Below are 26390 nucleotides of genomic sequence, written 5' to 3' on the forward strand. Positions count from 1 at the left end.
GCTAGATGAACGGGTCGTAGTCGGACCCGGGTTCGGGCGTCACCGCTTCAGTCGCGATCTTGTCGAGTTCGAGGTTGGAGCGGTGCCGCGCGCAGTGGAAACGGCAGTCCCGCGTCGGGTCGATGATCCCCCGGTCGGACTTCTCCCAGATGTCGGGAAGCCGCTCGGTGACCGCGTCCCCGATCTTCGCCTGGGAGTTGCCCCGGTGATAGGAGCAGACATACACCCCCGACGGGGTGATCAGGGTCCGCAGCTCCGCCACCTTGCACCGGTGGTAGTCCTTGGGCTGCACGGCCCCCACCCGGTTCCGCAGTGAGGTCAGGGTGGAGGAGTTGATGATCTCGAAGGAGTCGTCGGCCCACAATCGTTCGGCCTCGGCGAGCTGGTCGTCGACGGAGCCCAGGATCTCGTCGGCCACCTGGATCACATGGTGGCCGTCGTCGAACATCGCCTTCGTCTCGAAGTAGTCGCAGCCGATGTCCTTGGCGAGCCGGGCCGCCTCGAAGACCTCGTGGTGGTTGCTGACCATCGTGCCGTCCGGCTCACGGCGGGTCATCACCAGGAAGGAGTAGCCGAGGGCGCCCTTCTTGACGCCGGCCAGGAGCCGCATGTTCCCGACGACCTTGTCGAAGACGCTGCGGCCCTTGCGGTCGGGACGGAACACGCCGTAGGTCTCCCGGGTCCCCGCGTCCATCGAGACCCGGACCCAGGAGGCGTACTGGGACAGTTCGTCCAGATTCTGTTGGATCATGGTGCCGTTGGTGACCACGCCGATGGCCACCCCTGCCTCGCCCAGGGTGCGCAGCACCTGACGGGTGCCCCGGTGCGCCAGCGGCTCGCCGCCGCCGATGAGGACCACGCCCCGGACGGACATCTCTATCAGCTCCCCGGCCAGCTCGGCGAGGCGCTCGGGGGTGAACCGCCCCTGGTTGAGCAGCTTGCCGCTGATGCACTCGGGGCAGGCGAGGTCGCAGAAGGTCGTCGGATCCAGGTCCACCACCAGAGGGCCGGTGGACGGGGCGCCCGCGGCCGCTTCCAGCACCCGCGGCCAGCCGGACGGCTGGTAGAGCTTGGACACCAGGTCAAGACGGTCGAACGTCACAAAGAACTCCTGCTGGTCAAGAGGGACGGCGCCGCCCGGCTCCGTACCCTCGGTCTTTCGGCGGGGCGCTGCGAGACGCCCCCGACGCCCAGTGGTCCGGGCGTCCTTACCGGTGCCACGCCCGGTCGGGCGGGCCGCACGCGGTCACCCTTTGACGGCTCCCGCGGCCAGGCCCGCCGCCACCCGGCGTTGCACGATCATGAAAAAGACCACGACGGGAAGGGCGGTGAGCGTGGCTCCCGCCATCAGCGCGCCGTAGTCGGTGCCGAAGCTGGTCTGGAAGGAGACCAGCCAGATCGACACGGTCTGTTTGTCGTTGCTGGACAGCAGCACATAGGCCAGGACGTATTCGTTCCACGCCTGGACCAGGGAGTAGATGGAGGTGGCCACCAGGCCCGGTGCGAGCAGGGGCAGGGTCACCCGGCGGAAGGCCCCGGCCCGGGTGCAGCCGTCGACCATCGCCGCCTCCTCCAGCTCGATCGGGATCCCGGCGACGAAGCCGCGCAGCAGCCACACCGTGAACGGCAGCATGAAGACGAGATAGGTCAGGATGACCCCGGTGAGGCTGTCGGTCAGTCCGGCGTCGCTGAGCAGCAGATAGAGCGGGATGATCAGCCCGGCCAGCGGGATCATCTGGACGGAGAGGATCACCAGGACGAAGGCCCGGCGGCCGGCGAAGGAGAACCGGGCCACGGCATAGGCCGCGAGCACCCCGATCAGCAGCGAGACCACCACGGTCCCCGTGCCGACGAGCACGCTCGCCCGCACGCTCGACCAGAAGGTCTCGGACGCCATCGCGCGGCGGACGTGTTCGAGTGTGGGCTCGGAGGTCCAGAAGCGGGGTGGGTTGCTCCGGATCTCGGCGGCGGGCCGGATCGCGGTGAGGACCATCCAGTAGACGGGGAAGGCCATCACCGCGCAGAACAGCAGCCCCAGCCCGTCGGCCCGCAGGGAGCGCCGGCCCTCCGCGCGGCGCGGGGCCTTCGATACGCCGGTCATCGGGTCTCTCCCATCCTGACGAGCTGACGGACGTAGAAGACGGCCCCGGCGAGCAGCAGGACCACGGTGACGACCGCGATGGCCGCACCGGCGCTGTAGCGGTTGACGGCGAACGACTCGATGAAGGAGTAGACGCCGAGCAGGTAGTACTCCTTCTCCGGCTGGCCCGAGCGCATCAGCCAGATCTGGTTGAACACGCCGAAGTTCCAGATGGCGTTGAGCGTGGTCACCATCACGAAGGCGGGTTTGACGACGGGGAAGGTGATGTGCCGGAAGACCTGGCCGCGGCCGGCGCCGTCCACGCGGGCCGCCTCCGCCAGCTCGGGCGGGACCTGGGTCAGCGCCGCCTGGAGGGTGATGGCGGCGAAGGGCAGGGAACCCCAGAACACCACGGCGACGATGACCGCGAAACCCTGCCAGGGGTCCTCGAACCAGTTGTGCTTGGTGAAGTCCAGCCCGGGCAGCAGCCCGAGCAGCCAGTTGGCCACACCGTAGTCGGCGTCCGCCAGCCAGCGGAAGACGGAGGCCGCCACCATGACGGGCATGGCCCACACGGCGACCAGCACCGCCGCCATCGTCGCCCGTACCCAGGGGGAGACCCGGCGCATCAGCAGCGCGACCGCCAGGGCCGCCGCCATGGTCAGGGCCGTGCAGACCGTGGCGAAGAGCGCGGTGCGCCCCACCACCTGCCAGAAGAACCGGTCCTGGGCGATGGCGCGGTACTGCTTCAGCCCCGTCCAGGGCGGCTCCGTACCGGCGAACAGCTCCCGGCGGCTCATGTCCTGGAACGACAGCAGCACCAGCTCGACCAGCGGATAGCCGAGGACGGCGGTCAGGGCCAGCACCGTCGGGGCGATCAGGAGGTACGGGGCGGCGCGGCGCAGCAGCGGGCGGCCCCCGGTCCCCGCCCGCCGCGTGGACACGGCGGGGGAAGGGCCCGGGGACACGGCTCTGCGCCCCGGTGGGTCTGCGGTCACCATGTACGGGCAGCTCCTCGAAGCATCGTTCCCGGCGTGCGCGGCGGCCCTGCGTGCCCGCGGGCCGGCCGGCGCGGTGGGATGGCGCGGCAGGGTCGGGGGAGTGGTCGGTGTGGTGCGGCACAGGGGTGGGGGGACGAGGGTTGAGGGACGGGGTGGTCGGGGACGGGGCGGGGGGCGTCAGTTGTCGTTGATCAGGGCGTCGATCTCCCGGTCGGCGTCCCGCGTGGCGTCGCGCACGGACTTCTTCCCGGTGGCGATGGTCTGGAGCATCGCGGGCAGGATGTTGGACTTCTCCACGGCGGCCCAGCCCGGGGCGAGCGGGGTCACCCAGCCGCGTTCGGCGGCGCGCGCGGCGGCGGCGTTGATGCCGTCGGTGGGCACGTCGCGCAGCTGGACCGTGTTGTTGGGCAGGGTCTCGGCCTCGATCAGCCGCTGCTGGGAGGTCCGGTCGGTGAAGATCTTGATCCATTCCCGGGCGAGTTCTTGCTTGCGGGACTTGGCCGGGACGGCCAGCAGGGACCCGCCGAGGAAGGGCGGCATCAGCTCGCCGGACGGGCCGGGGAAGGCGAAGGTGGCGAATCGGCCGCGCAGCTTGGCGTTGCCGCCGGCGCGCGGGTCGGCCGCGGCGTTCGCCTCCCAGGTGTTGCCGTAGAACATGGCGACCTTGCCCTGGCCGACCACGCCCGGTTCGTCGCTGTTGTCCTTGGAGCGGTCGCCGACGTAGTAGTCGTCGATCAGCTTCTTCCAGCTGGTCAGGCCCTGGACGGAGGCGGGGGAGGAGAGCGCGCCGTGCCAGCGGCCGTCGCGCTCGACGGCCATCTCGCCGCCGGCGTCCTTGACCCAGGCCATGGCGGCGTACCAGTACCGTCCCGGCATGTAGAAGGAGGAGAAGTTCCTGTCCTTGGTGCCGAACTCGGCCTTCACCTTGTCCAGGACCGACAGCATCTCCTGGTAGCTGCGCGGTGCCTCGACGACGCCGACCTGCTTCAGGAGGTCGGTGCGGTAGATGCCGACGCGGGCCCCGGCGTAGTAGGGCACACAGTAGGTCTTCCCCTGGTACTGACAGGCGTCGGCCAGTGCGGGAAGCCAGTCGCGGGAATGGTCGAAGTCGCTCTTTTCCAGCTCGGTGAAGGCCCCATTGACGATGTAGTTGGTGGTTTCACTATTGCCCATCTCCACCACGTCTGGTACATCGCGTCCCGCGAAGGCGGCGTCAATCTTCTGGTTCTTGCTGGTCCACTGCTGGTACTGCACCTTGATCTCGGTCCCTGGATAGCGCTTCGCGAATCGTTTGTTCGTGGAGGCAACCAGATCGGGCCAGCTCTCACGGGCGTCGACGGTCAGCCAGACCGTCAGGGAACCCGGGTCATTGCCCCCGCCGGCGGATCCGTCCGTACCGCCCGAGTCGCACGAGGCGAGGGCAGCGACCACTGCGACGGCCCCGAGAGCCGAGGTGAAGCGGGGTAAGCGCCAGGACATGAGTCTCCGCCTTTCGAGGACTGGCTGAACCGGGCTGCTATCTACCCAGCGAAGACCGGCAAACTACCGATGGGGCATTTTTTGGCCAGGATGTGACAGCGATTTATGGAACGTTCCTGTCGCGGATCGGCCCCCGCGGACAGGGGCGGGCAGCGGTGATAACCCGCCTTGACGGCCGATCGGCCGATATTAATTGACGCAAAATACTAGGATGCACCCCTTGGGCACCCTTGACGATGACGCACCTCCTGACTCATTTTTCTCCTGGTGTCTCCCGCGTCCCTATCGAAGGGTGTTGCACGTGATTAACCACGACACGACCATCGGCGATTCGGCCACCGAACGACCCGTGCGGGTCAACTCCTGGAACGGCTGGGATCCGTTGCGTCATGTCATCGTCGGAAGGGCCGACGCGGCGGTGGTGCAGGCGCCCGAACCCGCGGTCCGCCGCGATTTCCCGGAGGACGGCTTCCCGCTCGGCACCTACGGCACGATGCCGGCCGACATGATGGCCGAGGCCAATGAACAGCTCGACAACTTTGCCGCGATGCTGACCGAGCGGGGCATCCGGGTGGACCGCCCGACCCCCCTGGACTTCAACCAGAAGGTCTCCACGCCCGACTGGGAGCAGGAGACCATGTCCGGGTGCATGCCGCCCCGGGACATCCTGCTGACCGTGGGCAGCGAGGTCCTGGAAGCCACGATGTCCTACCGCAGCCGCTGGTACGAATACCTCTGTTACCGCCCGATCCTCCAGGACCTCTTCCGGTCCGACGACCGGATGCGCTGGGAGGCCGCGCCCAAGCCGCGCCTGACCGACGCCAGTTACCACACCGAGTTCTGGGACACCTACAACGATCTGCCCACCGATGTGCAGCTGGCCAAGGTGCGCGACTACGACCTGGTGCTGACCGAGGAGGAGCCCCTGTTCGACGCGGCCGACGTGGCCCGCTTCGGCAAGGACCTCTTCGTCCAGCTCTCCTTCGTCACCAACCGCAGCGGCTACCAGTGGCTCAAGCGCCACTTCCCCGACCACCGCGTGCACGCCGTGACCTCGACCAACACCCACCCGCTGCACATCGACGCCACCTGGGTGCCGCTGCGGCCCGGACTGGTGCTGCACTGCGGCGAGCGCCTCGCCGACCCCGAGCTGATGGACTTCTTCAAGCTCAACGACTGGGAGATCGTCGAGGCGGTGCAGCCCGCGAGCTGGGACCACCCGCCGAAGCTCTCCTTCTGCAGCCCCTGGCTCGCCGGCAACATGCTCAACCTCGACCAGAACACCCTCTGCATCGAGGAGAAGGAAGTCGCCCTCTCCGAGCAGCTCGCCGGATACGGCTTCGACATCGTCCCGGTGCCGTTCCGCGCGGTCGGCCCCTTCGGCGGCGGACTGCACTGCGCCACCGTCGACATCGAGCGGGACGGCGACTGCCAGGACTACTTCCCCCGCCGGCACGGACGGTACTGATCCATGACCGCCGCAGCCGCACGCCCCGGTGTGCCGTCCGACGTCAAAGCCGTGATCTTTGACTTCTACGGCACGCTGGTCCGGATGGTGCCGCCCCTGCCGCCCAGCCACGCGTCCGTCTTCCGGCGCCTGGGTCTCGCGGAGTACGCCGAAGCCTGGGGCGACCAGTGGGCCACCGGCCCCCGCGACGGCGAGGACCATCTCGCCGCCTCGGCGGACGAGGACACCTACCGGGCCTGGGAAGTGGGGCGGCTGCGGCGGCTGGCCGTGGAGCGCGGGATCCCCGGGCCGGCGGCCGGCCCGCTCGCCACCGAGCTGGACCGGGCCAACAAGAGGCTGCGGATCGCGCTCTTCGACGATGTGACGGCCGCGCTCACCCGGCTGCGCGGACACGGTCTGCGGGTCGCCCTCTGCTCCAACTGGTTCTGGGACCTGGACCGGGCGGTGGCGGACGTCGGACTCACCGGTCTGATCGACGCCACCGTCACCTCCGCCAGGGTCGGGGCGCGCAAGCCCCACCCCCGGATCTACCGGGCCGCCCTCGACGCCGTGGGCACCGCCCCCGGCGAGACCCTGTTCGTGGGCGACATGTGGGAGGCCGACGTGGTCGGCCCCCTGGCGCAGGGGATGCGCGCGGTCCATCTGTGGCGGCCCGACCGGGCGGTGGAGGGACAGGCCCCGCCGCTGCCCGGCCGGGCCCACCGGATCACCTCCCTGCACTCCCTCCCGGCTCTTCTGTGACCCGGTGCGAGAGCCGGTCCAGCACATTGCGGGTCACCCGCACCACGCCCGCGTCCAGCTCCCGGCCGCAGACCACCGGCCAGTCGACGGTGCCCGCGGTGAAGACCGTGCCGCCCGCCGTGTGGATCCCCATGGTCGCCGCCCGGGGGCTGGTGATGGCCGGCTCCCGCTCCGGGCAGTTCCAGTGCCCCCACTTCAGATGGTGGAAGTTCTCGTGCACCGGATCCAGCAGATAGATACCGAGGATGAGGAAGGACTCCGGGGTGCCGTCCACACCGCTCGCCCGCGCCACCCCGTGCTCGTCGTACGCGAAGGCCGCGCCGTCGCACTCGTACCCGATCAGCGCCGTGCCCGCGCCCAGCCGGTCCGGCGGGCCGCCGTCGCCGCCGTCGCGCAGGCCCGTGCCCTCGAAGACCCAGTGGTCCGCGTGCTGCACGGTGTACCCCTCGCGCGGCCGGTCGCCCGGCCACTCGCCCGGCCACATGCCCCCGTTGCGGAAGGTCACCCCGGTCAGGGTGTTCTCCGGCCGGCCCACCCCCTCCGGCGGGGGCGGCCACCACAGGTCCGTCGCGGGCAGATGCGGATAGTCCTCCCCGACCCGGTGGTCGGTGTCCGAGACGAAGGCCGTGTTCCCGTCCGTCAGATGCACCCGCCACCAGCAGGTGTTGGCGCTCAGGAAGGCCACGTTCCCGCCCCCGGACACATACGCGGCGACCTGGTCGCGCATCGCGTCGCTCCAGTACTCGTCGTGCCCGACGCTCAGCAGCAGGTCGTACGGGGCGAGCAGGTGGGGATCCTCGTGGAGATCCAGGTCGGTGCAGTACTCCACCGCGTACCCGGACCGCTCCAGCCAGGCGATGAAGGGGGCGTCCCACCACGCCAGGTCGATCACCCCGCCGGGCCGGCGCATGCTGAGCTTGTGCCCGCGCGGTTCGCCGTCGCCGCCCTCCTGGTAGACGGGGTTCTCGTAGAGGTTGGAGTCCCGTACGGCCCCCTCGTTGTCGGAGCGGTTGTACGCGTGCCGGGTGAAGGTGGACTTCTTGTAGAGGATGCGGCCGTGGCTGCCGGGGTGCCGGGGCCGGACGACGAAGAACTCGCGGGCGAAACCCTCGATGTCGTCGTCGCCGAGGACCGGAACGGACCGGGCCGCCCGCTCGTCCCCCGGGACCAGGTGCGCCAGGTAGATCCCCGGCGGCCACTCCTCGGGCACGGCGAACTCGTAGGCCGGGAACTCCCAGTCGGCGGCGGGCGAGGCGTGCTCCGGCACCCCGTCGGGGTGCGGCGGCGGCGCCGTGAGGACCCCCGGGTACGGCCCGGACTCGCCCATCGGCGCCAGCTCCCGGCCCAGCCGGTGGAAGCGGACGCGGAACTCCTCGGCGTCGGTGGAGACATGAAGGCGCAGCACCTCCCCCGCCGTCACACTCTCCCGGCCGACATATCCCTCGATCATCTTTCCCCTCCCAGTGACCGGAAAGCCGTTTCTCGGCGGTTCCGGCGCGCTCGATGGTAAAAGATGTTTCGCCATACACCAACCAATCGAGGGGGATCGGACTTTCTCGGGTCGAATTTCAGCCAAACGATCTTGCTGGCGAATGCCCGAACCGCTGTACGGGTAGCGCGCCCCCATGCACGGACGGCGCGGCACACCGTAGGGCGAACGAAAAACGGAACAGCACGGACACCGCACGAAGAACGAAGCCGAAGGGAATGCCATGGCAGGAGAATTTCGCGTCCGGGAACTGGTCCTGGGTATCGAGGGGCTGGCTCTGCTGCGCTCCGCCAACGACGCCGACGAAGCGTTCCTCGAAGCACGCGTGGCCGAGATCCGGAAATTCGCGGAGGGCGCGGGCGACGGCCTGCCCGGCGCCGGCACCGCCGTGAGCGAGCTGGACGCGGCGGACGGCTACGCCTCCTGGTCGACGGTGTACGACTCGCTCCCCAGCTCCTTCATCGAGGTGGAGGAGCCGATCACCCACCGCCTGTTCGACCAGGGGCCCACCGGCACCGCCCTGGACGCGGCCTGCGGCACCGGCCGCACCTCCGCCGCCCTGGCCGCCCGCGGCTACCGCGTGATCGGCGTGGACCAGTCGCCCGAGATGCTGGAACACGCCCGCCGGAAGGTCCCCGGCGCCGAGTTCCACCGGGGCCGCCTCGAACAGCTGCCCCTCGACGACGCCAGTGTGGACCTCGCCGTCTCCACGCTCGCCATGACCCATCTGCCCGACCTGCGCCCCGGGGTCGCCGAACTCGCCCGCGTGGTCCGGCCCGGCGGCCGGGTGGTCATCACCGACCTCCACCCCTTTGTCGTCACCCTCCAGGGACAGTGCCACTTCGTCCACGGCGACGACACACTCGCCTTTGTCCGCAACCATGTCCATCTGGCCGGGGACTATATCTCCGCCTTTACCGAAGCGGGACTTTCGGTACGCGCCTGCTACGAACCAGTCTTCAACGGCCGGCTCGCCCCCGGCGGTTATGAGGAGTTCATCGCGGACGCCGCACGAGCGGCCTGGGACGGAATTCCCATCGTGATCGTCTGGGAAGCCGTCAAGGCCTGAAGCGCAAGAAAGGGAAATCTGTGAGAGTCGTCCTGCACACCGAACGCCCGGAACTCTGGGACCGAATCCCCGAGGTCTTCGCCGGAGTCATCCCCGAATACAATCTGCACGGGGACATCAGCGACGGCTACTGGAACCGTCTCTTCGACGACTTCGGCGACCACCAGTTCCTGCTGTACGACGAGGAGAGTGACGACATCCTCGGCGCGGGCCGCTCGCTGCCCCGGGTCTGGGACGGCACCCCCGGGGACCTGGGCACCGGCCTCGACGCGTCGATCAGGGACGCCTTCGCCGCCCACGACGCCGGGGTCGAACCCACCGCCCTGTGCGCGCTCGGGGTCGAGGTGGCCCCCCGCCATCAGGGCAGGAGCCTCTCCAAGGCGCTCCTCGGCCAGATGATCGACATGGCCCGCCGCGACGGCCTGCCCCATCTGATCGTCCCCGTCCGGCCGATCTGGAAGCACCGCTACCCGCTCGTCCCCGTGGCCCGCTACGCCTCCTGGACCCGGGACGACGGCGAGCCCTTCGACCCCTGGATCCGTACCCAGGTACGGCTCGGGGGCACGGTCACCGCCTCGATGGAGGAGTCCTCCCTCATCAGCGGCACCGTCGCCGAGTGGGAGTCCTGGACCGGCATGGCCTTCCCGGAGAGCGGCGATTACGTCTTCCCGGAGGGACTCACCACCCTCCGGGTCGACCGCGAGGAGGACCGGGCCGTCTACTGGGAGCCGGCCGTGTGGATCACCTACGATCTGCGCGCGTCCGCTCCAGCAGGACCTTCCCGGACCTGACGGCACTCCAGGCGTACGCGGTGAGCAGCTTCGCGGACGCCGGGTCCACCTCCGGACGGCGCTCGGGCGGGAGCCCGGCGGGACCGACGGTCGACACCGCCGCCTCCCGCAGCCGCTCGGCCGCCGGGGACCCGCCCCGCACCGCGCCCCCGGGGGCGTGGCGCCGGGCGGCGTCCCCGGCCTGCCGGCCGAGCAGCAGGCAGTGGATCCACAGCTCGTCCGCGAAGGACGCCCCGAAGAGGTCCCCCACCCGCGCCGCCAGATCGTCGGGCCGCAGCTCCCGCACCACGTCCTGGACCGAACCCTCCGTCACCAGCCCCGCCCCGGGCAGCGCCTCGCGCCACGTGTAGTGGGACCGGGCGGCCGGAGTGGCGTCCTGGCCGGGCAGCCGGATGAACCCCTCCCCGTACCGCATGTACGGCAGCCACTCCAACTCCTCCAGCACCCACCCGTCGTACAGCAGCGGACGGGCGTCGTCCACGCCGACGGGGCAGACCGCGAGGCGCACCCCCTGGGCCGCATGGCCGTTGATGCTGCTGGTGCCGGTGTGCTCGGTGACGGTGGGCACGGCCAGCAGCGCGCTGCGCCGGCCGCCCTGCCGGAGGAAGGTCGCCAGCACCTCGTCGTCGTGGCGCTCGCCGCTGCGCTCCGCGTACCGCCGGAACGCCCCGGCCAGGGCGACCGGCATCGAGATGGCCAGCGTCGGCGTGAACTCCTCGGGGACGGACCGCACCCAGCCGGCGCCCGCGAGCGCGGCGAGCCGGGCCGCCGCGCCGTTGCGGGCGTGCCAGTTGGTGTAGAAGGCGAGGGCGTCGTCGGGGAAGCGGTCGGCGCAGTGGGCGACCAGGTCGAGCATGTCGTCGGGCGCGGCCACATCGTCCTGGATCATGAATTGGTGGGTGGCGCCGTCGGCCACCCGGCCCCAGGCGACCAGCGCGGTGCGCAGGGCCGAGGGGTCCGCGTCCGGCGCGGGGTCCAGGGCGAGACCGCCCAGCCCCAGGCGTGCGACCAGCTCCTCCGCCTGGGCCCGGCGGACCGGGTGGGTCATGACGGCCGAACTGACGCGTGCTGTGGGCATCGAGGGGCACTCCTTCAGCCAATGACCGGGAAAGATACCCTGCCGATCATGGCGGCTGTCCGGGCGGGTGCCAGGGGGAGCGGCAGGACGACGACCGGAAACGGATGCTCACTGACTCGATTCAGCTGTCCTGGGTCGTCCTCGTATCCGGCCGGCGGGTGCCGCGGCGTCCCGGGGCCCGGTGGGTGGGCGATCGCGGGGGCCGGTGCCGTCCGGAATACGGGAACGGGCGGGTCGGCCGGGTCCGGTGAACCGGGCCGGCCGGGACGGGGCCGGGCGGTCAGAGTCCGCCGGGCCGGCCGAACTCCCGGGCGCGCCGCTCGTGGTCGGTGCCGTGGCGCAGGGCCCGGCCCTGACATCGGTGCTCGCTGAAGCGGGGGTCCTCGGCCGGTAACCGGCGGACCGCGAGGAGCGCGCGCAGAGCGGCGGCGGCGGTCAGGATCACGGCGGCGTCGGCCGCCAGCGCGGCGGCCAGGGGCGGGGCGAGCAGCAGATGCACGGCGGCCACCTCCACGCAGAGGAAGAGCAGGACCGCGGTCATGGCCGCGTTGCGTGTGTGCTGTCTCATCGGGGCATCGGCCTCCCGGTTGGGCGGGCCGTGGCTGGAACGCGCCCGCGCGTGCTACGAGCTATACCCCGCCGGGGTGGGCCCCCTCAGCCCTTTACGCAAATGGCATATTCCTTGACCGTGAGTGGGCAAGATCACGGAACCCTTATGCCGTGCTCATGTCCCTCTTGAGTGCTCTGATGACCGAGGTGACCGGTGACCGCGCCCGGGTCCAGGAGGCGAGGGAACGGGCCGTGCTCGCGGCCGTGCCCGAGGGGAGAACCCGTGGCCGGTCGTCGCGCTCAGGCGCGGCGGCCGGCCACGGCCCGTTCGACAGGTCCGAGACGCCTCCCGGACGCCTGTCAGATGCCTGTCCCGGATGCCTTCCGGACGCCCCCGACGCCCCCGCGGACGCTCCCTAGCGGAGGATCTTCTCCTTGGCCTGCTGGAACTCGGCCTCCGTGATGTCGCCCTTGGCCTTCAGCTCGGACAGTTTGGCCAGTTCGTCGGCGCTGCCGCCGGTGCGGGCCGTCTGACGGATGTAGTCGTCCATCGCGGCCTGCCGCTCCTGCGCATGGCGGATCTCGCGCGTGCCCATCCGCTTGCCGCGGGCGATGACGTACACCAGGACGCCGAGGAAGGGGACGATCAGCACGAAGATCAGCCACGCCGCCTTCACCCATCCGCCCAGGCTGTCGTCGCGGAAGATGTCGGTGATGACCCGGAACAGCAGCAGGAACCACATCACCCACAGGAAGATCCACATCACGGTCCAGAAGGCACCGAGCAGCGGATAGTCGTAGGCGAGGATCAGCTGGTCCTCCATCGCACTCCTCCTGCTCCACAACTGCGGGCCGCGGATGCGGCCGCGTCATCTCCCAGCATGGCCCGGGTCCGGGCGCCGCGCTCATCGCGGGCGTCCGCCGAGGCGGTCCGGCCCGGTCCCTCAGTGCCCCAGGGAGACCTTGAGCAGCACGATGACCAGGCCGAGCAGCAGATTGGCCGCCCCCGCGACCAGCACCAGCCGCCCGGTGGCGCCCGCCCGGAGCGCGGCGAGCGTCGCCCAGCCGACCTGACCGGCGATCGCGACACCCAGGGCCAGCCACAACGTCCCTTCCGGGCCGAGCCCGAGCAGCGGGCTGAGGGCCACGGCGAGGGCCGGCGGGACCGCCGCCTTGACGATCGGCCACTCCGCGACGCAGTCCTGGCGGACCTTCCGGCCGCTCAGCGTCCCCTCCGCGATCCGCTCGCCGAACAGGCGGGCGAAGACATGCGCGGCCCAGAACACCACGCCGGTGCCGAGCAACAGCAGGACGAGCCCCAGCCGCGAGAACGACGCCAGCGACTCGGTGCCGACGACCACCGACGCGGCGAGCAGTGAGCCGTACACGGCCCCCGTGTAGTCGGCCCGCGCCACCACGGCCGGCCGCGGACCCGATGGCTCCGGTGCGTCGGCGCTGTCCCTCATGCCCTCAGTGTCACCACGCACCCGCCGCCACGCACCCGCCGCCACGCACCCGCCGCCCCGCGCGCGGCCGCGATCCGCCCCGGCCCCGATCAGCCCCGGTCGGACCTCGTGCGACGGGCGCCGTCCACCGGCCACCAGGGCGCCCGGGGTACGCCCCGGAGCGGTGGGGGAGCCCGGTCACGACCCGGTGACGGACCGGCCGCCGCACGCATGCTCCCGGCCCCAGCGGGTACGCGCCCCCAATGCGGATGGCTGTTCTGGACGTGGGCTCCAACACCGTACGGCTGATGATCGCCGACATGGGCGGCGCGCTGCCCCTGCCCCTCCACACCGCGAAACACCGGCTCAGGCTCGCCGACGGCCTCGGCCCCGGCGGCGAACTCCCCCCGGGGCATGTGGACCGGCTCGCCGACGCGGTCACCGACGCCCGGACGCAGGCCGAGTTCCAGGGCGCCGACACCCTGCTCGCCTTCGCCACCGCGATCGTCCGCGACGCCCCCAACCGCCGGCAGGTGGTGCGGGAGGTGGCCCGCCGCACCGGCGTCCTCCTCCATACGCTGGACGGGGAGACCGAGGCCGAGCTGACTTTCCTCGCCGCGCGCCGGTGGATGGGCTGGCGGGCCGGGCCGCTCGCCATGCTCGACATCGGCGGCGGCTCCCTCGACGTGGCCTTCGGCCGCACCCGGCTGCCCGACTTCGCCGCCTCCCTCCCCCTGGGCGCGCACGTGCTGACCAGGGAGTTCTTCGGCGAGTCCGATCCACCGCCGCGGGCCGCCCGCAAGGCGCTGCGCCGGTACGTACGGCATCGGCTGCGGGACGTGGCCGCCCGGATCCGCTGGGAGGGCCCGGCGACGACGGTGGCCACCTCCCGTACGTTCCAGCAACTGGGACGGTTGTGCGGGGCGCCGGCCGGGCGGCACGGGCCGTTCGTGCCCCGGGTGCTGGACCTGGCCGATCTGCGTCCCGCGGTGCGACGGCTGCGCGGGCTGACCGCCGCCGAACGCGCGGGCCTGCCCGGCATCTCCCCGGCGCGGGCCGGACAGAGCCTCGCGGGAGCCCTGGTGGCCCACACGGCGATGGGGCTGATGGGCATCGAGCGGCTGACGATCTGCCCCTGGGGGCTGCGCGAGGGCATGCTGCTGCGGTGCATCGAGGAGGGCGGCGCTGTGTGGTGGCCCCCGGCGGCCCGGCACGGGGAGACGACGGACGGGCACGAGGGCCCGGGGGACGCCGACGAGCCCCGGATACGCCCGGTACCCGTGCTCGCGGCGGTCGACGCCGTCGGCTGAGCCCGCTCCTCGCCGCGGACCGGCCGGCCGTTCACGTACCGTAACCGCCCTGCCCCTCAGCGCCGGGGGAGCGGCCGGCCGGGTCGCCGGGCGGCCCCCGGTGATCGGCGTTAATCTGGACCGGGGATCGTCTGCGGTTCAACTGCCCTCCCCCGGAGGCACTCATGGACGTGCTGGTACTCATCGGGCGCATTCTCTTCGTGCTGCTCTTCCTCAACTCCGCCGTCGGCCATCTCACCAAGGCCCGGGCGATGAGCGGGTACGCCGCGTCCAAGGGCGTCCCCGCCCCCGCCGCGGCCGTGGTGCTCAGCGGACTGCTCCTGCTCGCGGGCTCCGTGAGCGTGCTGCTCGGCATCTGGGCCGACCTCGGGGCGCTGCTCCTCGCGCTCTTCCTCTTCCCCACCGCCCTGCTGATGCACCGGTTCTGGCAGGAGGAGGACCCCATGGCGAAGCAGGGCGACATGATCCACTTCTTCAAGGACGTGTCGCTCGGCGGTGCCGCCCTGATGCTCATCGCCTTCTTCTCGTACGCCGGGCACGACCTCGGGCTGACGCTCACCGGGCCGCTGTTCCGGATCGGCTGAGCGACGCCCTGACCGGCTGAGCGACCCGGACTGGCTGGGTGACCGGGGCATGCGACCGGGGCATGCGGCAGGGGCCCGGCCCGGCTCCCGAAGGAGCGTGGACCGGGCCCCTGGGGCATCCGGTGGAGCGGTACGGACCGTCCGTCAGACGATGTGGTCCGCCAGCTCCGCCTGTTCCCGGGCCGAGCCGTAGGACTGCGGCTGGGGCACCCCGTACGAACGACGTGCCACGAACCACCAGACGGTGGCCAGCGTCAACACCACGACCAGCGCGATCGAGGCGTAGTTCATGGTGTCCACGTTGACCGGGTTGGTCTGCGGCAGCAGGAAGAGCACGGTCACGAACGCGACCCAGACCACCGCGATCCAGCCGATCGGCTTGCTCCACTTGCCCAGGCTCCACGGGCCCGGCTGGAACTTGTCGCCGGCGCGCAGCTTGAGGTAGACCGGGATCACGTACGCCGGGGTGATGCCGATGACGTTGATCGCCGTCACCGCGCCGTACGCGGTCGGGGAGTAGAGCGACGGCAGCGCCAGCAGGCAGGCCACGATGACCGACAGCCACACCGCGTTCACCGGGGTCTGGGTGCGGGCGCTGACCTTGCGCCACAGCGAGGAGCCCGGCAGGGCGTTGTCCCGGCTGAAGGCGAAGACCATCCGGCTGGCCGCCGCGACCTCGGCGTTGCCGCAGAAGAGCTGGGCCACGATCACGATCAGCAGCAGCGCCGAAGCGCCGCCCGTGCCCAGCGCGTCGATCATGATCTGGGCCGGCGGCACACCGGTCTCGGAGTCCAGTGCTCCGGCGTAGTCCTGGATGGCGAAGGTGAGACCCGCCAGCAGGGCGAAACCGGCGATCCAGGAGGCCCAGATGGCCCGGACGATGCCACGCGCGGCGGTGACGGAGGCGTTGGACGTCTCCTCCGACAGATGGGCCGACGCGTCGTAGCCGGAGAAGGTGTACTGCGCGAGCAGCAGACCGATCGCCGCCACGTACAGCGGGTTCTCCCAGCCGGTGTTGTTGACGAACTCGGTGAAGACGTACTCCGGCGACTGGTGGTTCTTCGGCACGATGGCCAGCACGCCGACGATGATCGACACACCGCCGATGTGCCACCACACGCTGATGGAGTTGAGCACGCTGACGAGCTTCACGCCGAAGAGGTTCAGGGTGGCGTGGAGCAGCAGAATGATCATGAAGATGACCATGGTGGAGCCCGCGGACGGCTCGAAGCCGAACTGGAGATGGAGGAAGGCACCGGTGAACAGGGCCGCGCCGTAGTCGATACCGGCGATGGCGCCGAGCAGGCCCAGCAGGTTCAGCCAGCCGGTGTACCAGCCCCACTTGCGGCCGCCGAGCCGGTCGGCCATGTAGTAGAGGGCGCCGGACGTCGGATAGGCGCTGGTCACCTCGGCCAGCGCCATGCCGACGCAGAGGACGAACAGCCCGACGCCCAGCCAGCCCCACAGCATCACGGCCGGGCCGCCGGTGTTCATGCCGAACCCGTACAGCGTCATGCAGCCGGACAGGACGGAGATCACGGAGAAGCTGATGGCGAAATTGCCGAAGCCTCCCATACGGCGGGCGAGAACCGGCTGATAGCCGAGTTCCCTCAGCCGTTCCTCCTCGTCGACGGGGGACTTCGGGTCCGAACCCGACCATCTGGGTGATGAGGGCATGGACATGTTTGATCAACCTCCGGGGGAAAGGTGTGGCACTGAACTGTCGTGGGGGGATGGGGGGTACTGATGCGCCGCCCTGGGTGGGGGTGGGCGCACCGGCCGCCGGACCCGGCGACCGGTCGGCGACCGCCGCGGGGTCCCGCGGAGATCACTGACCGGCGCCGCGCGCGGCGGAGAGACAGCGGGTACGGGCGCGGAGGAAGACCTCTTCCGCCAGCGCCGGGTCGCCGGGGTTCTGCGACCGGTAGAGCCAGGGTGGTGCGGTGAAGTACGGGCCCAGCGCCTCGAAGACCCGGGCGGCCTCCGCGAACCGGCCCGCGCCCCAGAGCGCGTGGGCGAGATGGTTCAGATCGAGCAGGGACGCCTCGCGCGGATCGCTGCGGTCGAACCAGCCCTCCAGCGCGATCACGGCCTCCCGGATGGCGTCCTCCGTCACCCAGTGCAGGTCGAGGGCGCGCTCATGGCCGCGGTCACGGCGGTAGCGCTCGACCCGGACATGGAGCGGAAGCGCCAGCAGCGCCGAACCCGCCGGAGCCGCCGACGCCGCCCACTGGACGAAGTTGACCGCGTCCGAGACATGCGAGCCGGAGGTGCGCGCGTACGCGAACTGGAGCATCCGGTGGTACGCCTCGCGGTTGTACGGATCGCGCTTGTGGGCCTCCGCGAGGAGCCCCCAGGGGCCGGGGAAGAGCATCGGACCCGGGGGGATCTGCCGGTGCTCCTCCAGCCGCTGCCGCTCGTCGAGCTGCGCCAGCGCCAGCAGGCACACCCAGGGCACCGGGTCGTCCGGCCCCTGGTGGGCCGCGATCCGGCAGGCGTCCCAGGCCTCGTGCCACAGCTCCTGCGTCCGGGGGTGGTTCTCCCGGTGCGCCCGCAGCGCCCGCTCGACCCCGATCCGGCAGTGCATGACGGCCGCGGCGACCGAACCGGGCTCCTCGGCCCGCCACGCCTGCACCGCGTCCGATCCCGCGGCGACGGCCGCGAGCACCTGGGTCCGCTGGGTCCACTGGGCCCAACTGGAGGTGTGATGCAGCAGATTGCGCATCGACAGCCAGCGTCCCGTTCGTAAATCCTGCAGAGCGCTGCGGAGTTCGTTGTCGTGGCCGGCCGGGTGGTAGACGGGACGGAACTGGTCCTGGGACATCAGTCCGCCGCCGCCTCCGTCGTTCTCGGCCGGCCCTGCCGGTGCGGATGTCGCGAAATGGTCGTCATGGGTCCTCATCGGGACAGTGGGGGGTGGTCTCCGGGGGCAGTGTTCACAATCTGCCCTCCGTTTGCGCGCCGATCTTACTCAACCAGACGAAGACGACAAGAAGTTGGCCACAATCGGTCGCATGATGGGGCAGAAGCTGGGAAGACAGGGACATTTGACCCGCGCTTGACGGGGCCTTCCGCCTGCTCCACCCTGTCTTCTCGTCCCTTCTGGTCAATGATCCGTCGCTGTGGGCCACTTGCCCGACGCCGCGACGCACCCCTCCGGAAAAGAAGCGTGGTGGCCCATGTCAAGAGCGGTACTGGCCGTAGACCAGGGAACCTCGGGCACCAAAGCCCTGGTGATCTGTCCCGAAAGGGGCGTCATCGGCACCGGAACCGCTCCCGTCACCCCCCGGTACGGCCCCGGCGACAGCGTCGAGGTCGACCCGGCGCACCTGCTCTCCTCCGTCCTGGACGCCGGCCGGCAGGCGCTCGCCGAGGCCGGTGAACCCGTCGCCGCCGTCGGCCTCGCCAACCAGGGCGAGACCGTACTGGCCTGGGACCCCGACACCGGGACACCCCTCACCGACGCCGTCGTCTGGCAGGACCGCCGCTCCGCGGACCTCTGCGCCGGACTCGACGACCGCGCGGCCGAACTCACCCGGATCACCGGCCTCCCCCTCGACCCCTACTTCGCCGCGCCCAAGATGGCCTGGATCAGGCGGGAACGCACCTCCGAGGGCGTCGTCACCACCAGCGACTCCTGGCTCGTCCACCGGCTCACCGGGGCCTTCGTCACCGACGCCGCCACCGCCGGCCGCACCCAGCTCCTCGACCTGGACGACGTCGACTGGTCCCCCCGCGCCCTGGAGATCTTCGGACTCGGGGACGAACGCCTCCCCGCGATCGTCGACGCCGCCGGACCCGTGGGCACCACCACCGCCTTCGGCGCCCCCGTCCCGCTCACCGGCCTCCTGGTCGACCAGCAGGCCGCCCTCCTCGCCCAGAACGTCACCGAGGCCGGCGGCGCCAAGTGCACCTACGGCACCGGCGCCTTCCTCCTCGCCCAGACCGGCACCAGCCCCCGCCGCACCACCAGCGGCCTCGTCAGCTGCGTCGCCTGGCGGCTCGGCGGCCGCACCAGCTACTGCCTCGACGGCCAGGTCTACACCGTCGCCTCCGCCGTCCGCTGGCTCACCGACCTCGGAGTGATCTCCGGCGCCGCCGACCTCGACCGCGTCGGCGGATCCGTGCCCGACAGCGGCGGCGTCTGCTTCGTCCCCGCACTCGCCGGGCTCGCCGCCCCCTGGTGGCGCGGCGACGTCCGGGGCTCGCTGACCGGCCTCGGCCTCGGCAGCGGCCCCGGCCACCTCGTCCGCGCCCTCTGCGAGGGAATCGCCGCCCAGGTGGTCGAGTTGGCCTCGGCCGCCTCCGCCGACCTCGGCGCCCCGCTCACCGGGCTGCGCGCCGACGGCGGACTCACCCGTTCCGCACTGCTGATGCAGACCCAGGCCGACCTGCTCCAGATCCCCGTCGAGGTCTCCGCCCTCCCCGACGTCACCGCCCTCGGCGCGGGCGCCCTCGCCCGGCTCGGCCTGGACCCCACCCTCCCCGTCGCCGAAGCGCTCCCCGACGCCAAACCCTCCGCCGTCTACGAACCCCGCATCGGCCCCGACGAGGCCGCCGAACGGATGGCCCGCTTCCGGGGCGGGGTGACCGCCCTCCTCGAACGGAGCCCCGCCACCACCCGGGTACCTTGATCGTTGTGAGAACCACCCATCACGCCCCGCTCCCCGGCGAACTCCACGACGTCGTCGTCATCGGCGCCGGGGTCGTCGGCTCGGCCATCGCCCGCGAACTCGCCCGCCACCCCCGGCTGCGCACCGCGCTCGTGGACGCCGCCGACGACGTGGGCAACGGCACCTCCAAGGCCAACACCGCGATCCTGCACACCGGTTTCGACGCGGTCCCCGGCTCACTGGAATCCCGGCTCGTACGCGACGGGGCCCGCCGCCTCACCGCGTACGCGGCCGGGACCGGCATCCCCGTCGAACGGCTCGGGGCGCTCCTCGTCGCCTGGGACCGCGACCAGCTCGACGCCCTGCCCGGCCTCGCCGCCAAGGCCGCGCGCAACGGCTGCGACGACGTCCGGATCATCGACGCCGACGAGGTCCACCGGCGCGAACCCCGCCTCGGCCCCGGCGCCCTCGGCGCGCTCCACGTCCCCGGCGAGAGCATCATCTGCCCCTGGACCACCACCCTCGCCTACGCCACCGAGGCCGTGCGCGCGGGCACCGGACTCCACCTCGGCTGCCGCGTCGAGACCGTCACCGACCACGGCGACCACCACGAACTCACCACCGGACGCGGCACCCTGCGCACCCGGTACCTCGTCAACGCCGCCGGCCTGCACGCCGACACCGTCGACCGGCTCCTCGGCCACCACGACTTCACCGTCACCCCGCGCCGGGGCCAGCTCATCGTCTACGACAAGCTCGCCCGCGACCTCGTGAACCACATCCTGCTGCCGGTGCCGACCGCGCTCGGCAAGGGCGTCCTCGTCTCCCCGACCGTGTACGGGAACGTCCTGCTCGGCCCCACCGCCGAGGACCTGGACGACAAACGCGACACCGGCTCCACCGCCGACGGGCTCGCGGCACTGCGCGAGAAGGGCCGGCGCATCCTGCCGGAGCTGGTCGACGAGGAGGTCACCACCGTCTACGCCGGGCTGCGCGCCGCCACCGAACACGACGACTACCGCATCCGCGCCCACCCCGGGCAGCGGTACATTACCGTCGGCGGCATCCGCTCCACCGGCCTCACCGCGAGCATGGCCATCGCCGCGTACGTGAAGGACCTGCTCACCGACGCCGGACTCGCCCCGGGGCCCGCCCGCGAGAACGAGCCTCCCCGCATGCCCAACCTCGGCGAGGCGTTCCCCCGCCCCTACCAGCGCGCCGACCTCATCGCCGCCGACCCCGCGTACGGAACGGTCGTCTGCCACTGCGAACGCGTCACCCTCGGGGAGATCCGCGACGCCCTCGGCTCCACCGTCCCGCCGCGCACCCTCGACGGGCTGCGCCGCCGCACGCGCGCCCGCGCGGGGCGCTGCCAGGGCTTCTACTGCGGCCCTGCGGTCGCGGAACTGCTCGACGGGCCCACCACGCCGGGGGAGACCACTGCGGGGGAGCCGACGCCATGACCGGATCCACCACGGACACACCGCCGGACCGGCCGGAAAACCCCCGGGAAGGGACGACCATGCACCAGCGGACCGACCGGCCCGCCGTACCCGCCGTACCTGCCCATATCGAACGGCACGTCGACGTGCTGGTCGTCGGCGGCGGCCCCGCCGGACTGGCGGCCGGGGCCCGGCTCGCGGCCGGCGGCGCCGGGAAGGTCGAGATCGTCGAACGGGAACAGCAGGCGGGCGGCATCCCCCGGCACTGCTTCCACGGCGGCTTCGGCGAACTGCGGGCCGGCGCCTTCCGTACGACGACCGGCCCCGCGTACGCCCGCCGCCTCATCGACGCCGCCGAGGCCGCCGGGGCACCGCCCCGCACCGGAATCACCGTCACCGGCTGGGACGGCCCCCGCACCCTCCTCCTCACCGGCCCCGGCGGGCTCGAACGCGTCACCGCACGGGCCGTGGTGCTCGCCACCGGCGCCCGGGAACGCCCCCGCGCCGCCCGCCTGATCCCCGGCACCCGCCCCGCCGGCGTCCTCACCACCGGAGAACTCCAGCAGGCCGTCAACCTGTACCACCGGCCCGTCGGCACCGTCGCCCTGGTGGTCGGCACCGACCCCGTCGCCGACCACGCCGTCCTCGCCCTGCGCACCCAGGGCGTACGGACCGTCGCCCTCGTCACCGAACGCGCGCCGCTTCCCGTACGAGGGGCGCGCCGCTCCGTACCGGTCCTGCACCGGACCACCGTCACCGAACTCCTCGGCCACGGCAGACTCACCGGCGTCCGCGTACGCCACGACGACGGCCGCACCGGTGTCGTCGCCTGCGACACGGTCGTCTTCACCGGCGACTGGATCCCCGACCACGAACTGGCCCGCCGGGGCGGCGTCCCGCTCGATGCGGGCACCCGGGGACCCGCCGTGGACACCGCGTACCGGACCGCCCGTCCCGCCGTCTTCGCGGCGGGCAATCTGCTGCACGGCGTCGAACGGGCCGCCTTCGCCGCCGAGGAGGGCCGGGCCGCCGCCGAACAGGTACTCGCCCACCTCGCGGGGGAGCCCTGGCCGGACCCGGGACTGCCGGTCCGCGTCGGACCACCCCTGCTGTGGGCGGCCCCCAACCGCGTCCACCCGACGGGCCCCGCCCCCCTCCTCGACCACTTCGTCCTGCGCACCGCAGAACCCCGCCCCCTGGCCCGCCTCAGGGTCACCCAGGACGACCACACCCTCCACCGCGACCGCTTCCCCCGCCCCGCCCTCCCGGGCCGCTCCCTCCGCCTGACCGCCGCCTGGCTCCCCCGCGCGAACCCGTCGGGAGGCCCGGTCACGATCACCCTGACGTGAGCCTGACGGCCCGTGGGCGCCCGGGGGCCGCCGTCCTCGCCCGTACGACCCGGTGCGGACGGGGAGCGGGCACGACGCAGCCCCGGGGCCCGGGTCGGCACCTGTGCGGCCCGGCGTCGTTGCTCACGGCGGAACCACCCCGCTCGAAGGGAACACCATGCGGTACACCAGCTGTGTCGACCTCCACATCGTCCTGCGCGACCCGGACGGACGGATCGCCCTCGGACGGAGGCGGAACACCGGCTGGATGGACGGCCACCACCACCTCCCCTCCGGCCATCTGGAGGACGGCGAGTCCGCTCGCGAAGGCGCGGCCCGCGAACTGGAGGAGGAGACCGGCGTCCTCGTCCCCCCGGACGGTCTCACCCTGGTCCACACCATGCACCACCGGACCGACGCCGGCCGCGTCGCGCTGTTCTTCACCGTCCCCCGCGCACCGTGGACGCTCGGCAACCCCGAGCCCGACAAGTGCGACGGCTGGGCCTGGTACCCACCCACCGCCCTGCCCGGCCCGATCGTCCCGTACACCGCCGGCGCACTCGTCCACATCGCCGCCCGCCGCCCGTACTCCGAGCAGGGCTGGCAGTGACCGCTTCACCGCCGTGGGACCTGGCGTGCTTCAGCTGTCCGGCGCCCGCCCGGATCCTCCGCACCAACCAGTGACGCCGGGCGAACAGCAGACGCCGACCTCACGGCCGCGCGCCGTACGCTACGGCGTGACGGGCGATACCCGGGATCCGGACGAGGGGCGGTCGAGAGCGAAGTGGCACGTGTCGCGGTCTACGGTGCGGGGTCCTGGGGGACGGCGACGGCGGTGGTCCTCGCCGACGCCGGCTGCCGGGTGGCCCTGTGGGGGCGGCGGCCCGAGCTGGTCCGGGCGATCAACACGACTCGGACCAACCCCGACTACCTTCCGGGCAGTGTCCTGCCCCACGCGGTAACGGCGACAGCGGATCCGGCCGAAGCCGCCGACGGCGCGGAGGTCGCGTTCCTCTGCGTCTCGGCCCAGCAGCTCCGGGGCGCCCTCGGCACCTGGGCACCGGCCATCCGGGACGACACCGTCCTGGTGTCCCTGATGAAAGGTGTCGAGCTGGGCACCGGCCTGCTGATGAGCCAGGTGATCGCCGAGGTGACCGGGGCAGGGCCGGAGCGGATCGGGGTCGTCTCGGGGCCGAACCTCGCCCGGGAGATCGCCGCGCGGCAGCCCGCCGCGAGCGTGGTCGCCTGCCGGGACCTCACGGTCGCCGCGCGGCTTCAAGAGATCCTCCGCACCCCCTGCTTCCGCCCCTACACGAACGCCGACGTCATCGGCTGCGAACTCGGCGGAGCGGTGAAGAACGTCATCGCCCTGGCCGTGGGCATGGCGGACGGCATGGGCCTCGGCGACAACACCAAGGCCACGCTGATGACCCGGGGACTGGCCGAGACCAGCCGCCTCGGCGCTGCCATGGGAGCGGACCCGCGGACCTTCGCCGGGCTCGCCGGCATGGGCGACCTGATCGCCACCTGCGCCTCGCCGCTGTCCCGCAACCACACCTTCGGGGCGAACCTGGGCCGCGGAATGTCCGTCGCCGAGGCGGCTGCCGCCATGACGCAGACGGCGGAGGGTGTCACCTCCTGCGCATCCGTCCTCGACCTCGCCAAACGCCATGGTGTGGAGATGCCCATCGCCGAAGCGGTCGTCGGCGTCATCAGGGCAGGGGTGCGGCCCCGGACCGCGGTCAAGGAGCTGATGGGGCGGGCCGCGGGATCCGAGTGAGCCCGTACCGCCGACGTCCGGGGTTCCCCGTGGAGCCCGGACCCCGCCGGAGCGGTGTACGGCATCGCCGCCGTGGGAGAAGCCGTGTCCGAAAGCCGCCAGCCCCCTGCGCGGAACCCGCCCATACTGGACCTATGACGATGGTCGAGGACAGCAGGTACGAGGCGGTGCGCAGCCGGGACGCCCGGTTCGACGGGGTGTTCTTCTTCGCCGTCGCCACGACCGGCATCTACTGCCGGCCCAGCTGCCCCGCGATCACCCCCAAGCGCCGGAACGTGTCCTTCTACCGCACGGCCGCCGCCGCCCAGGGCGCCGGATACCGGGCCTGCCGGCGGTGCCGGCCCGACGCCGTGCCCGGGTCCGCCGAGTGGAACGTACGTGCCGATGTCGTGGGCCGGGCCATGCGGCTGATCGGCGACGGCGTCGTGGACCGGGAGGGAGTCGCCGGGCTCGCCGGACGGCTCGGCTACAGCGCCCGCCAGGTGCAGCGGCAGCTCACCGCCGAGGTCGGCGCGGGGCCCATCGCGCTCGCCCGGGCCCAGCGCGGCCACACCGCCCGGGTACTGCTCCAGACGACCGACCTCCAGGCCGCCGAGATCGCCTTCGCGGCGGGCTTCGCGAGCGTACGGCAGTTCAACGACACCATCCGCGCCATCTACGCGGCGACCCCCACCGAACTGCGCGAGGCCCGCCGCGCCCCGTCCGGCGTGCCCACCCGCTTCGGGCCCGTCACCACCGAGCACGGCACCGCCGGTGTGCCGCTGCGCCTCGCCCACCGGCTGCCCTGCGCGACCGGCGCCCTCTTCGACGGGCTCGCCGCGCACGCCCTGCCCGGTATCGAGGAGCTGACCGGCGCACCCGGCGCCCGGATCTACCGCCGCACCCTGCGGCTGCCCGGCGGGCCCGGCATCGCCGAGGTCGGGGAGAGGTCCGGCGCGGCGGGATGGCTGGAGTGCCGGCTGCACCTGACGGACCTGCGGGACCTGACCACCGCGACCCAGCGGCTTCGCCGCCTCTTCGACCTGGACGCCGACCCCGGCGCCGTCGCCGAGCGGCTCGGCGCCGACCCGGCCCTCGCCCCGCTGGTCACCGCCCGCCCCGGGCTGCGCGTCCCCGGCTCGGCGGACCCCGACGAGACGGCGCTGCGGATCCTGCTCGGCCGCGGGCTCACACCCGCCGGAGCCCGGCGGCGGGGCACCGCCCTCGTGGCGGCCCTGGGACAGCCCCTGGGCCGGCCCAGCGGCGGCCTGACCCATCTCTTCCCCACGGCCGCGACCCTCGCCGGCGCCCCGCTGGCCGGGCTCGGCCTGACCGGGGAGCGCCGCGCCGGCCTGCGGACCCTGGCCACCGCGCTCGCGGACGGCACCGTCGCCCTCGACCCCGGCGCCGACCGGGCCGCGACGACCCGGCTGCTGCTCGCCCTGCCCGGCGTCGGCGCCTGGACGGCCGGCCACATCCGTACCCGCGCCCTCGGCGACCCCGACGTCCCGCTCACCGACGACCGGGAGGTACGGGCCGGCATGCGCCGTGCCGGAGCGCACCCCGGCGGCACCGAACGCTGGCGGCCGTGGAGCAGCTACGCGGCGTACTACCTCCGCACCGCGCCCTGACCCGTACGACGGTAGGGACGGTACGGGCCGCGCCCGCGCCGGTGTCAGGCGATCGCGGCCGAGACGACCGCGGAGACGGCGATGTTGCACGACGCCGTCACCCACACCGCCGGATGCGGCTCCGGGTCCACCAGCGTCGCGCCCAGCTTCCCGGGGGTGAGCACGTCCACCACCAGGAACGCGAGCGCCATCATCACCAGGCCGAGGACACCGAACGCGGCCGTGGACGCGAGGCCCTTGCCGAAGTCGTCGTAGGTGGTCCAGATCGAGGTGAACACGATCCCGCCGATGCCCAGCAGCGCGGAGCTGAGCAGCAGTGCGGCGTTGCGATTGCGGTCCTCCCATATCTGCCGGCCCAGCTTGCCGGGGGTGAGCACGTCGATGAGGAGCATGCCGAGGATCAGCAGGACCAGACCGAGGGCGCCGTAGGCGCTCGCGCGGCCAAGTCCGTTGACGATGTCTTCCATTGAGGAGCCAGTCTCCGTGTACGAGAGGTGATACCGGTCAAGGGCGCGCAATCTACCGCATGCCCC

General features: G+C 72.2%; 24 protein-coding genes. 12 read left to right on the forward strand and 12 right to left on the reverse strand.

Going from position 1 to position 26390, the window contains the following annotated elements; all coding sequences use genetic code 11:
• Position 1 precedes the first annotated feature (1 nt).
• The 4 genes from SYYSPA8_RS00390 to SYYSPA8_RS00405 form a co-directional block, all read right to left on the reverse strand.
• Complete coding sequence (locus SYYSPA8_RS00390; RefSeq protein WP_323444821.1) at positions 2-1102, reverse strand: radical SAM protein; 1101 nt, start codon at positions 1100-1102, stop codon at positions 2-4.
• A 144-nt stretch (positions 1103-1246) separates the two neighbouring features.
• Positions 1247-2101, reverse strand: a complete 855-nt coding sequence (locus tag SYYSPA8_RS00395) for a carbohydrate ABC transporter permease (protein WP_323444822.1) — start codon at positions 2099-2101, stop codon at positions 1247-1249.
• Entirely contained in the window at positions 2098-3081 is a 984-nt protein-coding gene (locus SYYSPA8_RS00400; RefSeq protein ID WP_323444823.1) for a carbohydrate ABC transporter permease, read from the reverse strand. The genes SYYSPA8_RS00395 and SYYSPA8_RS00400 overlap by 4 nt, the downstream gene beginning before the upstream one ends.
• Before the next feature lie 177 nt (positions 3082-3258).
• Positions 3259-4560 carry an extracellular solute-binding protein gene (locus SYYSPA8_RS00405; RefSeq protein WP_323444824.1) on the reverse strand — a complete coding sequence of 434 codons (1302 nt, stop codon included), beginning with the start codon at positions 4558-4560 and terminating at the stop codon, positions 3259-3261.
• A gap of 301 nt (positions 4561-4861) precedes the next feature.
• Between SYYSPA8_RS00405 and SYYSPA8_RS00410 the strand changes: the two genes are divergently transcribed.
• Positions 4862-6028, forward strand: coding sequence for a serine/threonine protein kinase (locus tag SYYSPA8_RS00410; RefSeq protein WP_323444825.1), 1167 nt, complete (start codon positions 4862-4864; stop codon positions 6026-6028).
• A gap of 3 nt (positions 6029-6031) precedes the next feature.
• The gene (locus tag SYYSPA8_RS00415; RefSeq protein WP_323444826.1) at positions 6032-6769 is read left to right on the forward strand and encodes an HAD family hydrolase; all 738 of its coding nucleotides are present in this window, start codon (positions 6032-6034) and stop codon (positions 6767-6769) included.
• Here the strand turns inward: SYYSPA8_RS00415 and SYYSPA8_RS00420 are convergent.
• The gene (locus SYYSPA8_RS00420) at positions 6735-8219 is read right to left on the reverse strand and encodes a N,N-dimethylformamidase beta subunit family domain-containing protein (protein WP_323444827.1); all 1485 of its coding nucleotides are present in this window, start codon (positions 8217-8219) and stop codon (positions 6735-6737) included. The two genes, SYYSPA8_RS00415 and SYYSPA8_RS00420, sit on opposite strands and share 35 nt — an antisense overlap.
• Before the next feature lie 262 nt (positions 8220-8481).
• Between SYYSPA8_RS00420 and SYYSPA8_RS00425 the strand changes: the two genes are divergently transcribed.
• Both SYYSPA8_RS00425 and SYYSPA8_RS00430 read left to right on the forward strand, forming a co-directional pair.
• Positions 8482-9327 (forward strand): class I SAM-dependent methyltransferase, encoded by an 846-nt coding sequence (locus tag SYYSPA8_RS00425; RefSeq protein ID WP_323444828.1) that lies wholly within the window; start codon positions 8482-8484, stop codon positions 9325-9327.
• A gap of 20 nt (positions 9328-9347) precedes the next feature.
• Positions 9348-10118, forward strand: a complete 771-nt coding sequence (locus SYYSPA8_RS00430) for an N-acetyltransferase (RefSeq protein ID WP_323444829.1) — start codon at positions 9348-9350, stop codon at positions 10116-10118.
• Here SYYSPA8_RS00430 and SYYSPA8_RS00435 read toward each other — a convergent pair.
• From SYYSPA8_RS00435 to SYYSPA8_RS00450, 4 genes are all read right to left on the reverse strand, one after another.
• Positions 10069-11196: a hypothetical protein gene (locus tag SYYSPA8_RS00435; RefSeq protein ID WP_323444830.1), complete on the reverse strand. Its 1128-nt coding sequence runs from the start codon at positions 11194-11196 to the stop codon at positions 10069-10071. The genes SYYSPA8_RS00430 and SYYSPA8_RS00435 overlap by 50 nt on opposite strands.
• Positions 11197-11476: 280 nt before the next feature.
• A complete protein-coding gene (locus SYYSPA8_RS00440) occupies positions 11477-11764 on the reverse strand; it encodes a hypothetical protein (RefSeq protein WP_323444831.1) in 288 nt (95 codons plus the stop codon).
• A 397-nt stretch (positions 11765-12161) separates the two neighbouring features.
• On the reverse strand, positions 12162-12569 hold the full coding sequence (locus SYYSPA8_RS00445; RefSeq protein WP_323444832.1) for an SHOCT domain-containing protein: 408 nt from the start codon (positions 12567-12569) through the stop codon (positions 12162-12164).
• A 120-nt stretch (positions 12570-12689) separates the two neighbouring features.
• Positions 12690-13211: a hypothetical protein gene (locus SYYSPA8_RS00450; RefSeq protein ID WP_323444833.1), complete on the reverse strand. Its 522-nt coding sequence runs from the start codon at positions 13209-13211 to the stop codon at positions 12690-12692.
• 242 nt (positions 13212-13453) lie between these two features.
• Here SYYSPA8_RS00450 and SYYSPA8_RS00455 point away from each other — a divergent pair, with 242 nt between their 5' ends.
• Both SYYSPA8_RS00455 and SYYSPA8_RS00460 read left to right on the forward strand, forming a co-directional pair.
• Positions 13454-14500, forward strand: coding sequence for a Ppx/GppA phosphatase family protein (locus SYYSPA8_RS00455; protein WP_323444834.1), 1047 nt, complete (start codon positions 13454-13456; stop codon positions 14498-14500).
• A gap of 164 nt (positions 14501-14664) precedes the next feature.
• On the forward strand, positions 14665-15084 hold the full coding sequence (locus SYYSPA8_RS00460) for a DoxX family membrane protein (protein WP_323444835.1): 420 nt from the start codon (positions 14665-14667) through the stop codon (positions 15082-15084).
• Positions 15085-15228: 144 nt separating this feature from the next.
• Here the strand turns inward: SYYSPA8_RS00460 and SYYSPA8_RS00465 are convergent, their stop codons facing one another.
• Both SYYSPA8_RS00465 and SYYSPA8_RS00470 read right to left on the reverse strand, forming a co-directional pair.
• Positions 15229-16767: an amino acid permease gene (locus SYYSPA8_RS00465; RefSeq protein WP_323444836.1), complete on the reverse strand. Its 1539-nt coding sequence runs from the start codon at positions 16765-16767 to the stop codon at positions 15229-15231.
• A 145-nt stretch (positions 16768-16912) separates the two neighbouring features.
• A complete protein-coding gene (locus tag SYYSPA8_RS00470; RefSeq protein ID WP_323445491.1) occupies positions 16913-17908 on the reverse strand; it encodes a hypothetical protein in 996 nt (331 codons plus the stop codon).
• A 355-nt stretch (positions 17909-18263) separates the two neighbouring features.
• Between SYYSPA8_RS00470 and SYYSPA8_RS00475 the strand changes: the two genes are divergently transcribed.
• From SYYSPA8_RS00475 to SYYSPA8_RS00500, 6 genes are all read left to right on the forward strand, one after another.
• A complete protein-coding gene (locus tag SYYSPA8_RS00475; protein WP_323444837.1) occupies positions 18264-19718 on the forward strand; it encodes an FGGY family carbohydrate kinase in 1455 nt (484 codons plus the stop codon).
• 5 nt (positions 19719-19723) lie between these two features.
• Positions 19724-21160 carry an NAD(P)/FAD-dependent oxidoreductase gene (locus SYYSPA8_RS00480; RefSeq protein WP_323444838.1) on the forward strand — a complete coding sequence of 479 codons (1437 nt, stop codon included), beginning with the start codon at positions 19724-19726 and terminating at the stop codon, positions 21158-21160.
• A 59-nt stretch (positions 21161-21219) separates the two neighbouring features.
• Positions 21220-22488, forward strand: a complete 1269-nt coding sequence (locus SYYSPA8_RS00485) for an FAD-dependent oxidoreductase (protein WP_323444839.1) — start codon at positions 21220-21222, stop codon at positions 22486-22488.
• Positions 22489-22645: 157 nt separating this feature from the next.
• Positions 22646-23077, forward strand: a complete 432-nt coding sequence (locus SYYSPA8_RS00490) for an NUDIX hydrolase (RefSeq protein WP_323444840.1) — start codon at positions 22646-22648, stop codon at positions 23075-23077.
• Positions 23078-23251: 174 nt separating this feature from the next.
• Entirely contained in the window at positions 23252-24247 is a 996-nt protein-coding gene (locus SYYSPA8_RS00495; RefSeq protein ID WP_323444841.1) for an NAD(P)H-dependent glycerol-3-phosphate dehydrogenase, read from the forward strand.
• Between the two features lie 140 nt (positions 24248-24387).
• Positions 24388-25857, forward strand: coding sequence for an AlkA N-terminal domain-containing protein (locus tag SYYSPA8_RS00500; RefSeq protein ID WP_323445492.1), 1470 nt, complete (start codon positions 24388-24390; stop codon positions 25855-25857).
• 44 nt (positions 25858-25901) lie between these two features.
• Here the strand turns inward: SYYSPA8_RS00500 and SYYSPA8_RS00505 are convergent, their stop codons facing one another.
• Entirely contained in the window at positions 25902-26324 is a 423-nt protein-coding gene (locus SYYSPA8_RS00505) for a DUF350 domain-containing protein (RefSeq protein ID WP_323444842.1), read from the reverse strand.
• Between the last annotated feature and the right edge of the window lie 66 nt (positions 26325-26390).

Origin of the sequence: Streptomyces yaizuensis (assembly GCF_034961445.1) — a bacterium.
In the GTDB taxonomy this organism is placed as follows: domain Bacteria; phylum Actinomycetota; class Actinomycetes; order Streptomycetales; family Streptomycetaceae; genus Streptomyces; species Streptomyces yaizuensis.

Bases quoted from the DNA above. Each gene is read 5' to 3' on its own strand.
- SYYSPA8_RS00395 (WP_323444822.1), bottom strand. From the start codon at position 2,101: ATGACCGGCGTATCGAAGGCCCCGCGCCGCGCGGAGGGCCGGCGCTCC.
- SYYSPA8_RS00400 (WP_323444823.1), bottom strand. From the start codon at position 3,081: ATGGTGACCGCAGACCCACCGGGGCGCAGAGCCGTGTCCCCGGGCCCT.
- SYYSPA8_RS00405 (WP_323444824.1), bottom strand. From the start codon at position 4,560: ATGTCCTGGCGCTTACCCCGCTTCACCTCGGCTCTCGGGGCCGTCGCA.
- SYYSPA8_RS00415 (WP_323444826.1), top strand. From the start codon at position 6,032: ATGACCGCCGCAGCCGCACGCCCCGGTGTGCCGTCCGACGTCAAAGCC.
- SYYSPA8_RS00420 (WP_323444827.1), bottom strand. From the start codon at position 8,219: ATGATCGAGGGATATGTCGGCCGGGAGAGTGTGACGGCGGGGGAGGTG.
- SYYSPA8_RS00425 (WP_323444828.1), top strand. From the start codon at position 8,482: ATGGCAGGAGAATTTCGCGTCCGGGAACTGGTCCTGGGTATCGAGGGG.
- SYYSPA8_RS00435 (WP_323444830.1), bottom strand. From the start codon at position 11,196: ATGCCCACAGCACGCGTCAGTTCGGCCGTCATGACCCACCCGGTCCGC.
- SYYSPA8_RS00440 (WP_323444831.1), bottom strand. From the start codon at position 11,764: ATGAGACAGCACACACGCAACGCGGCCATGACCGCGGTCCTGCTCTTC.
- SYYSPA8_RS00445 (WP_323444832.1), bottom strand. From the start codon at position 12,569: ATGGAGGACCAGCTGATCCTCGCCTACGACTATCCGCTGCTCGGTGCC.
- SYYSPA8_RS00450 (WP_323444833.1), bottom strand. From the start codon at position 13,211: ATGAGGGACAGCGCCGACGCACCGGAGCCATCGGGTCCGCGGCCGGCC.
- SYYSPA8_RS00455 (WP_323444834.1), top strand. From the start codon at position 13,454: ATGCGGATGGCTGTTCTGGACGTGGGCTCCAACACCGTACGGCTGATG.
- SYYSPA8_RS00460 (WP_323444835.1), top strand. From the start codon at position 14,665: ATGGACGTGCTGGTACTCATCGGGCGCATTCTCTTCGTGCTGCTCTTC.
- SYYSPA8_RS00465 (WP_323444836.1), bottom strand. From the start codon at position 16,767: ATGTCCATGCCCTCATCACCCAGATGGTCGGGTTCGGACCCGAAGTCC.
- SYYSPA8_RS00470 (WP_323445491.1), bottom strand. From the start codon at position 17,908: ATGTCCCAGGACCAGTTCCGTCCCGTCTACCACCCGGCCGGCCACGAC.
- SYYSPA8_RS00475 (WP_323444837.1), top strand. From the start codon at position 18,264: ATGTCAAGAGCGGTACTGGCCGTAGACCAGGGAACCTCGGGCACCAAA.
- SYYSPA8_RS00485 (WP_323444839.1), top strand. From the start codon at position 21,220: ATGCACCAGCGGACCGACCGGCCCGCCGTACCCGCCGTACCTGCCCAT.
- SYYSPA8_RS00490 (WP_323444840.1), top strand. From the start codon at position 22,646: ATGCGGTACACCAGCTGTGTCGACCTCCACATCGTCCTGCGCGACCCG.
- SYYSPA8_RS00500 (WP_323445492.1), top strand. From the start codon at position 24,388: ATGGTCGAGGACAGCAGGTACGAGGCGGTGCGCAGCCGGGACGCCCGG.
- SYYSPA8_RS00505 (WP_323444842.1), bottom strand. From the start codon at position 26,324: ATGGAAGACATCGTCAACGGACTTGGCCGCGCGAGCGCCTACGGCGCC.